The sequence below is a fragment of the Chryseobacterium sp. 2VB genome, from assembly GCF_005503635.1.
Classification (GTDB): domain Bacteria; phylum Bacteroidota; class Bacteroidia; order Flavobacteriales; family Weeksellaceae; genus Chryseobacterium; species Chryseobacterium cupriresistens.
The window spans coordinates 70,542-78,832 of sequence record NZ_SCNC01000021.1 but is presented as its reverse complement, the minus strand read 5'-3'; the positions used below and the strand labels follow the sequence as shown (position 1 = coordinate 78,832).

Annotated in this window: 7 protein-coding genes; 4 read left to right on the top strand and 3 right to left on the bottom strand. The window is 34.5% G+C overall.

The genetic code is table 11. From position 1 onward, the window contains the following. A partial coding sequence (locus tag FFS26_RS17405; protein WP_410493555.1) for a glycosyltransferase occupies positions 1–1,086 on the top strand: 1,086 nt, incomplete at its 5' end. Positions 1,087–1,199: 113 nt separating this feature from the next. On the opposite strand, the gene FFS26_RS17400 is transcribed toward FFS26_RS17405, so the two are convergent. Next, positions 1,200–1,970 carry a hypothetical protein gene (locus tag FFS26_RS17400; protein WP_137905668.1) on the bottom strand — a complete coding sequence of 257 codons (771 nt, stop codon included), beginning with the start codon at positions 1,968–1,970 and terminating at the stop codon, positions 1,200–1,202. Between the two features lie 300 nt (positions 1,971–2,270). After that, positions 2,271–3,659 carry an MAC/perforin domain-containing protein gene (locus FFS26_RS17395; protein ID WP_137905667.1) on the bottom strand — a complete coding sequence of 463 codons (1,389 nt, stop codon included), beginning with the start codon at positions 3,657–3,659 and terminating at the stop codon, positions 2,271–2,273. 303 nt (positions 3,660–3,962) lie between these two features. Between FFS26_RS17395 and gltX the strand changes: the two genes are divergently transcribed. Both gltX and FFS26_RS17385 read left to right on the top strand, forming a co-directional pair. Further along, complete coding sequence (gene gltX, locus FFS26_RS17390; RefSeq protein ID WP_137905666.1) at positions 3,963–5,471, top strand: glutamate--tRNA ligase; 1,509 nt, start codon at positions 3,963–3,965, stop codon at positions 5,469–5,471. Positions 5,472–5,520: 49 nt separating this feature from the next. Then, positions 5,521–6,477, top strand: a complete 957-nt coding sequence (locus FFS26_RS17385) for an acetyl-CoA carboxylase carboxyltransferase subunit alpha (RefSeq protein ID WP_110011474.1) — start codon at positions 5,521–5,523, stop codon at positions 6,475–6,477. Positions 6,478–6,536: 59 nt separating this feature from the next. Here the strand turns inward: FFS26_RS17385 and FFS26_RS17380 are convergent, their stop codons facing one another. Further along, the gene (locus FFS26_RS17380) at positions 6,537–7,301 is read right to left on the bottom strand and encodes a DUF6759 domain-containing protein (RefSeq protein ID WP_137905665.1); all 765 of its coding nucleotides are present in this window, start codon (positions 7,299–7,301) and stop codon (positions 6,537–6,539) included. A gap of 143 nt (positions 7,302–7,444) precedes the next feature. On the opposite strand from FFS26_RS17380, the gene tsf reads away from it, so the two are divergent. Continuing rightward, positions 7,445–8,269: a translation elongation factor Ts gene (tsf, locus tag FFS26_RS17375; RefSeq protein ID WP_110011476.1), complete on the top strand. Its 825-nt coding sequence runs from the start codon at positions 7,445–7,447 to the stop codon at positions 8,267–8,269. The last annotated feature ends 22 nt before the right edge of the window (positions 8,270–8,291 follow it).

The window sequence follows — 8,291 nt, the reverse complement described above, 5'->3', positions numbered from 1 at the left end:
TATGGAAGCATTGTATTCAAAAACAGTAATCTTATTATGAAAAAAAGAAAGATATATTTTGTTTGCCCATCAGTTTCTGTACCTTTTGGGGGTATAAAACAAATTTATAAATATGTAAATATTTTAAACAATCATGGTTATAATGCTACTGTTTTATTAAAAAAAAAGAGAAAAAGAGATAATATCTGGTATCGTGACACAAAAATATCATATCATTATGAACTTTTAAAAAACATAGAAAATAGTAATAATCCTAAAGAACATAAAAATAGTTTTTACGAAAGATTAAAACTGTTCTATAACAATTTATTTTCACATCCCATAGAGAAAGATGCGCTATTTGTTTTTCCGGAAATATATGGAAAATCATTCCATAAAACTATTCCCAATCATCAGTACGTAATACTTAACCAGAATTGCTACTACACCTTTCAGGGGTATGGATTTGATTATAATGAAAAGAATCCTTATTTAGATAAAAATTGTTTAGGAACTATTGTAGCATCAGAAAATGCACAAAAATATTTTAATGTTGTATTTCCTGCTCTTGGTCTATATAGAGTCCGTTTAGGAATTGATACCCATATTTTCAGTTTTGAAAATAAAAAAAAGAAAAAAATTGCTTTTATGCCAAGGAAACTTGCTGAGGATTCTTTACAAGTTATTAATATTTTAAAAGCACGAAAAAAGATGGATGATTGGGAGTTTTTCCCAATTGACAATATGGATGAACAGGAAGTTGCAAAACATTTAAAAGAATCCGTATTTTTTTTAAGCTTCAATCATAGAGAAGGCTTTGGGCTTCCTCCTATAGAAGCTATGTCTTGTGGATGTTTTGTAATCGGTTACTCTGGACAAGGAGGAAAAGAATATTTTAAAGAAGAATTTTCTTGCCTGGTTGAAGAAGGTAACATTATTGATTTTGTTGAAAAAATAGAAAGGCACGCATTAGAATATCATGAGAATCCGACTCTTTTTTCTGAAAAAGGGAAAATAGGGTCACAATTTGTGATGAAAAATTATTCCCTGGAAAATGAAACACAAGATTGGATCGGTACGTGGGAAAAAATAATTTCCCAATGCTAGAGTACGATATTCTTTACAAAAGAATCGTTATGTTAGGACGAGACAAACTGCATAAAAAAAGCTAACCTTTTCGGCTAGCTTTTTTTATACTTAACTTTTTTTTTATTAAATTATTATTTTTTATTTGCCCAAACAACACTACCGTTGTTATTGTAAATCACAATATTTCCATCATTCTGAACTGAAAGTCTTTCAATATTTGATGAGCTTATACCTGTACTGTAAACAGGTTTATGTGAAGAATCATAGACTACCAGATTTCCATCTTCCTGAAAAATAGCGCTTCTTCCACTTCCTGCTGTTGCCGAAGACCAGATATCATTTTTAGTTCCGTTACTATACATTACCAAATTACCATCTGTCTGGAAAATTAAATAATAGTTATAATTTTCAGAAAATATCTTTTGTCCTTTTACAAATCTAAATCCTTTGTAAATATTACCATTATTATAACTTCCTGTATTAGAACCTCCGTTTCCACCGAAATTGTTTCCGTCATAACCTCCCTTAGAAGACCACAAAGCATTTCGTCTCCTGTTATAAATTACAAGATTGCCATCATCCTGCATCTCAAGGTTGGCTGCATTCTTGTTGGTGGTGTTGGTACTGAATAAGGGTCTGTTTGAAGAATTATAAACGACAAGATTACCATCTTCCTGAAAAATAGCCCTTGAACCTTCACCAGGAGTCCTGGAACTCCATTCCGGCTGATTCTGGCTATTATAAACTACCAAATTTCCATCATTTTGAAAAATCAGAAAGTGCTGATCATTTTGGGAATAGTACCTTCTACCCTTTACCAAATTAGTGCCAAGTGTAATATTTTGAGCCATTATACAAATTCCTGCCAATAGCCCAAACATTGCTAATAAATGCTTTCTCATAAGTTTATGTTTTTTATTTCCTTATGTAAAGATAAATAATAAAAATCATACTTCTATTTACTCCATCAAAATTAGTTGTAAAAGAAAAAATCCAACATCAATTTAACATTTGCTTAAGTCCATATATATACACCCTGGAAAAGGAATAATTAACAGCACATTATTATAATCAATGAAGATGAATACAAACAGTAAGGCAGTACTATCTTTTAATGGTAAAAAAATACATCATATTATTTATCATTAAAAACCGTCTCAAAACTGAGACGGCTTGTTGTTATAGAATATCAATATTTTTAATTAATAGGCATAGAATTCAATTCCCTCCTTAATATAACCTGAAGGTGTTACGCTGGATCTTGAATAATAATGATCTTTACCGTTCCAATATTGGTAGATAGGAACTGTATTAGGCTGCTGAGTAGCAAAAGCATTAAACTCGATTCCTTCATCTACATATCCCGGATAATATCCCGGAGTTTTTGTATAGTAATGATCTTTACCATTCCAGTATCTGTAGATAGGAACTGTATTGGGAGCTTTGTACAAGAATGCGTGAAACTCTGTTCCTTCAAAAGAATATCCGCTGTAGCTTCCAGCAATTTTTGTATAGTAATGATCTACTCCGTTATAATATCTGTAAATTGGAATGGTGTTAAATTCTAAATACACTTTATTATCAATCAGATATTGATCTACATAGGCTTTAAGCTGAGCTTTTTTAACAGGGTCTTTTACAAAGTCATAAATAATAATCAACCCGTTGCTACCAAAGTCAACCAAAACAGAATTACTCGCATTTGAGCTCAGTTGCCAGTCGGAAATATTAACTTTAGTATTGGTCTGATCCAGATTTAAATCTCCTACCAAACCTTTTGAAGGATCCCCACCTCTGGTTTTGTAAGTTAACTTTTTAGAAAAATTCATGTGATACTCAGAAGTGTTCACATCATTATCCACATTCACATTAAAGATATTCAGCATTCCTGCCTTTATTCCGATTCTGGCTGCCTTATCACGAGTTTGGCTTGTTGTTTCAGACTGGAATAAAATATCAAGTTTTGCTCCTGTATAAATATCCGTCATTACGTGAGTTCCATAATCCTGAACAATCTGCTGCGGAGTTTTTGTCTGTAAATCCTGAGCAAATTCAGGAGTTATATAATCACCCAGCATATCTGTAGTAGCATTGAATCTTACTCTTTTCTGTTTGATCGTAAGGTTATAACTTCCGTAGATATATTTTGCATCAAACTTATTGTTGGTTGTTACCGCTGAGCCAAAACCTACAGAAAGTATTTTTTTAAACAGTGGAAAATTAACTGTTGCATCCACTTTGGTTGAAACCATTTTGGAATAAGCCTCAGCATTTTCACCATAATCTTCGGAGTACTCCTGAGAATTTGTGTTTTCGCTGATTAATCTGTTGGTTTGCTCCAGTTTAAAGCGATCAATATCAACCACCTTAAAACCGGCAGCTGTTGCATTGGCATACTCACCGGTAACGTTATAACCATGTCCTAAGACATCATAAATTCCGTCTCCCGCAAACTTGGAAGCAGATAAGCGATTACTAGTTTTTGCCGCAGGGCTTTCAGGGGTTATCTCGCTATTCAGCTCCTCCGTTGAACATGAACTCATAAAAAGCATCAGTAAACTACTGAAGCAAAATAAAATTTGTTTTTTCATAGATTATTTAAAAGTTTCAGCAAATATACTATTCCACAATGAGTGAAGTAAGTAAAACGAGATGATACATATCATCATTTAGTGAATTTAATAATTAAATGAAACAACCTTTAATAAAGCACAAAAAATTCACGTAAAAGGGATTTAATAAATAAAATTATTTGCAGAAATAAATTTGATCAGATATAGAAAACAACATTATCATCAATTTAACAACAAGCCAGGCGAAAAAAAACAATCAACGGCTATAAATCATCCCGTAAACGTATAATTTTAAGTAAATTTGCAAAAATTAAAATTGAAATGGAGAAAGTAAGAGTACGTTTTGCTCCAAGTCCTACAGGACCATTACATTTGGGAGGCGTAAGAACCGCATTATATGATTATCTTTTTGCTAAAAATCAAGGGGGAGAATTTGTATTAAGAATTGAAGATACAGACACGGCCAGATATGTAGAAGGAGCTGAAGAATATATTGAAGAAGCTTTAGAATGGTGCGGAATCATTCCTGATGAGAGTCCTAAAAAAGGAGGAAAATTCGCTCCTTACAGACAGTCTGAAAGAAGAGACATCTACGACAGATATACTGAGCAGATCCTGAAGACAGACTATGCTTACATTGCTTTTGATACTGCAGAAGAACTGGATGCAATGCGTGCAGAATATGAAGCGAAAGGTGATGTTTTCTCTTATGATAATAAAACAAGAAACCGTTTAAGAAACAGCCTTGCCCTTTCTGAAGAAGAGGTTCAAAGGTTATTAGACGAAAAGACGCCTTATGTAGTACGGTTTAAAATGCCTGTTGACAGAGTATTAAATCTTGAAGATATTATTCGTGGAAAATTTTCAGTCAATACCAATACTTTAGATGATAAAGTTCTGGTAAAGAATGACGGAATGCCAACGTATCATTTTGCCAACATTATTGATGACCATGAAATGGAAATCTCCCACGTGATCCGTGGAGAAGAATGGCTTCCATCTTTAGGACTTCACACTTTATTATATGAAGCAATGCAGTGGGAAGCACCACAGTTTGCCCACCTTTCTTTAATCTTAAAACCTGAAGGAAAAGGGAAATTAAGCAAAAGAGACGGAGATAAATTCGGATTCCCGGTGTTCCCGCTTGATTTCAAAGATCCTGCTACTGGTGTGATTTCTAAGGGATACAGAGAAAACGGATATCTTCCTGATGCTTTCATTAATATGGTTGCATTATTAGGATGGTCTCCGGCAGATGATAAAGAAATACTTCCTCTGGATGAAATGATCAGGGAATTTGACCTTCACAAAGTACATAAAGCGGGCGCAAGATTCAGCAAAGAAAAATCTGAGTGGTTCAACCATCAATATATTCAGATGAAGTCTGATGAGGAACTTCTTCAGATCCTGAAAAACACAGATCTTGATCTTTCCGGTGTATCGGATGAAAAACTGTTGAAAGTAATTCATCTGATGAAAGAAAGAGCTACTTTCCCGAAAGATATCTATGAAAACGGCAAGTTCTTCTTCGAAGCTCCTGCTTCGTATGATGAAAAAGCATCAAAAAAAGCATGGAATGAAGAGACATCGGCAATTTTAGGTGAATTGGCGACTGCTTTTGAAACGACAGACTTTGTGGCTGAGACATTAAAGCAGACCATGCATGATTTCGCGGAAAACAAAGGATTAGGAATGGGTAAAGTAATGATGCCGTTACGATTATCTTTAGTAGGAGAATTGAAAGGACCGGATGTTCCGGATATTCTGGAAATCCTTGGTAAAGAGGAAAGTATCTCCAGAATAAACAATGCTGTAAATAATTTTAAATAGAATAACCATAATTTTTCATACATTTGAAAGATTTAATTTACTTCAAGAAATGGAATATTTAAGTTTCGAACTTCCTATCAAAGAATTGATGGATCAATACCAGACGTGTTCTTTAGTAGGAGAAGAAAGTGGTGTTGATGTAAAATTAGCATGCAGCCAGATTGAGGATAAGATTTTAGAAAAGAAAAAAGAAATCTATGGAAATCTTACACCTTGGCAAAGAGTACAACTGTCCCGTCATCCGGATCGTCCTTATACATTGGATTATATTAACGGAATGGCAGACAAGGGCAGTTTCTTAGAACTTCATGGAGACAGAAATTTCGCTGATGATCCGGCAATGATTGGAGGATTGATTACCCTTGATGGTCATAAAGTAATGATCATAGGGACTCAAAAAGGAAGAACGACCAAAGAAAGACAGCACAGAAGATTTGGGATGCCAAATCCGGAAGGATACAGAAAAGCTTTAAGATTAATGAAGCTTGCTGAAAAGTTCAATATCCCTGTGGTAACTTTAGTAGATACACCGGGAGCTTATCCGGGGCTGGAAGCTGAAGAAAGAGGACAAGGTGAAGCTATTGCAAGAAATATTTTTGAAATGGTTCAGCTGAAAACTCCAATCTTCACGTACATCATCGGAGAAGGTGCCAGTGGCGGAGCATTGGGAATAGGTGTAGGAAATAAGGTATATATGTTGGAGAACACATGGTATACAGTCATTGCACCGGAAAGCTGCTCTTCTATCTTATGGAGAAACTGGGATCACAAAGAAGATGCAGCCAATGCATTGAATCTTACTCCGGCAGATGCCTTAAGAGAAAAGTTCATCGATGGTATCATTGAGGAACCGCTTGGAGGCGCTCATTATGATCAGGAAACAACCTATCTGAATCTGAAAAATTCAATTTTACAAAATATCAAAGCTTTTTCCAAATTTACAGGACAGGAGCTTGAAACCCAGAGACAGGACAAGTTCATTGCAATGGGTCAGTTTAAAGGATAAAAAATAAAAAAAGGTTAAGAATTTTTTCTTAACCTTTTTTCTTTAGTTTTCTTCTGTTTCTATTCTGCAACATTCAGTGCAATTTCAATATCCTGGGTGATTTTCTTCAAAGAAGAATATTTGGCATCACAAACCATTGTTGTCAGCACATATTCCCCTTTATCTACCAGAATAAAATTTTCTCCTTTGGCAGGTACACTGAGATTATAATATTTTTTACCACTTATCTTTACAATAAGATTGCAGGTAGATCTGTTTTTAATATTGATATATGCTTCGTTTTTATTAATATCATTATTAAAAAGGTGGGTAAGCATTGCTGCTGTTCTTTTATTTTCTTCACTGGGTCCTGCTTTAGAAGTACCGGCACTTTTTGCAGAACTTACTGATACAAAGGCAGTTGTTCTTCTTTCTTCTTTTAAAGCTTCTATAGCAGCTGCTGTATTATTAGAGACAGGTTTTCCATTAGCTGTATATATTTTTTTTGCGGCCATCGTCTTTCCGCTGTTCAATTCATTATTTTTAACGATATTTTCAATTTTTTCTTTGCTGATTGGTTTTATGGTAGGTTTTGCTTCAGGAGAATTCCCTGCCATGATAATATCAATCAGCTTTCTTTTAAAATAGTCTGTTTTAGCATGTCCGGGATTCTGCTTCAAAAAGCCGGCAATTACCCTTGCCTCTTTTGAGATCTCGGCTTCCTGTTCGGTATAGATGATTACCGTTTCCTTTTCAACAACCGCTTTAGATTTTGTTTTTTTCTTTTTTTGAGAAAAACATAGTGCAAAAATGCATATAAATAGAAGGAAGAAGATTTTTTTCATTAATCAAACCTTTAAAATAGTATTAAATATATTAATAACGTGAAAAGTCATTTTTTAGTTTATCATTAAAATCATTATCTTTGCACTGCTCTAAAATTAAGCTAAAAATTAATACTAATCTTAAATAAAAAATAATAGATATTATGTCTTATACACCAGTTGCTGCAGATGTAGCTAAATTAAGAAACCAAACAGGTGCAGGTATGATGGACTGCAAGAAAGCTCTAGTTGAAGCTGAAGGAGACTTCGAAAAAGCGGTAGATATCCTTAGAAAAAAAGGACAAAAAGTTGCTGCTAACAGAGCAGACAGAGAGTCTACTGAAGGGGCAGTAATCGCAAGAGTAAATGAAGACAACACTTTAGGTGCTGTAATTTCTTTAAATTGTGAGACTGACTTCGTTGCTAAAAACGAAGCATTCGTTGAGCTAGCTTACGAATTAGCTGAAATGGCAATCTTCGCTGCTACTAAAGAAGAGCTTTTAGCTACAGATTTCCACGGAATTACTGTTGCTGAGAAATTAGTTGAGCAAACAGGAGTTATCGGTGAGAAAATTGAGATCGGATCTTTCGAAAGAATCCAGGGAGCTTTCTTAGGAGCTTACATCCACGCTGGAAACAAAATTGCTGCAATCACTTCTCTATCTGCAAAAGTAGACGGAGCTGAAGAAGCTGCTAAAGCTGTTTCTATGCAGGTTGCTGCAATGAACCCAATCGCTCTTGACGAAACTGCTGTTTCTCAGGAAACTATCGACAGAGAGTTGGAAATCGAAAGACACAAACTTACTGAAGAAGGTAAGCCTGCTAACATTATCGACAACATTCTGAAAGGTAAAATGCAGAGATTCTACAAAGACAACACTTTGGTACACCAGGATTTCATTAAAGACGGAAGTATCTCAGTTGCTGATTATGTAAAATCTGTAAACGCTGACTTAAAAGTAACAGGATTTGTAAGAGTAAGCCTATAAGCTGACTTTTTCAAGAAATATA

Excerpts from the sequence above, each read along its gene's own strand:
- gltX (WP_137905666.1), top strand. The coding sequence starts at position 3,963 with ATGGAGAAAGTAAGAGTACGTTTTGCTCCAAGTCCTACAGGACCATTA.
- FFS26_RS17400 (WP_137905668.1), bottom strand. The coding sequence starts at position 1,970 with ATGAGAAAGCATTTATTAGCAATGTTTGGGCTATTGGCAGGAATTTGT.
- FFS26_RS17380 (WP_137905665.1), bottom strand. The coding sequence starts at position 7,301 with ATGAAAAAAATCTTCTTCCTTCTATTTATATGCATTTTTGCACTATGT.
- tsf (WP_110011476.1), top strand. The coding sequence starts at position 7,445 with ATGTCTTATACACCAGTTGCTGCAGATGTAGCTAAATTAAGAAACCAA.
- FFS26_RS17385 (WP_110011474.1), top strand. The coding sequence starts at position 5,521 with ATGGAATATTTAAGTTTCGAACTTCCTATCAAAGAATTGATGGATCAA.
- FFS26_RS17395 (WP_137905667.1), bottom strand. The coding sequence starts at position 3,659 with ATGAAAAAACAAATTTTATTTTGCTTCAGTAGTTTACTGATGCTTTTT.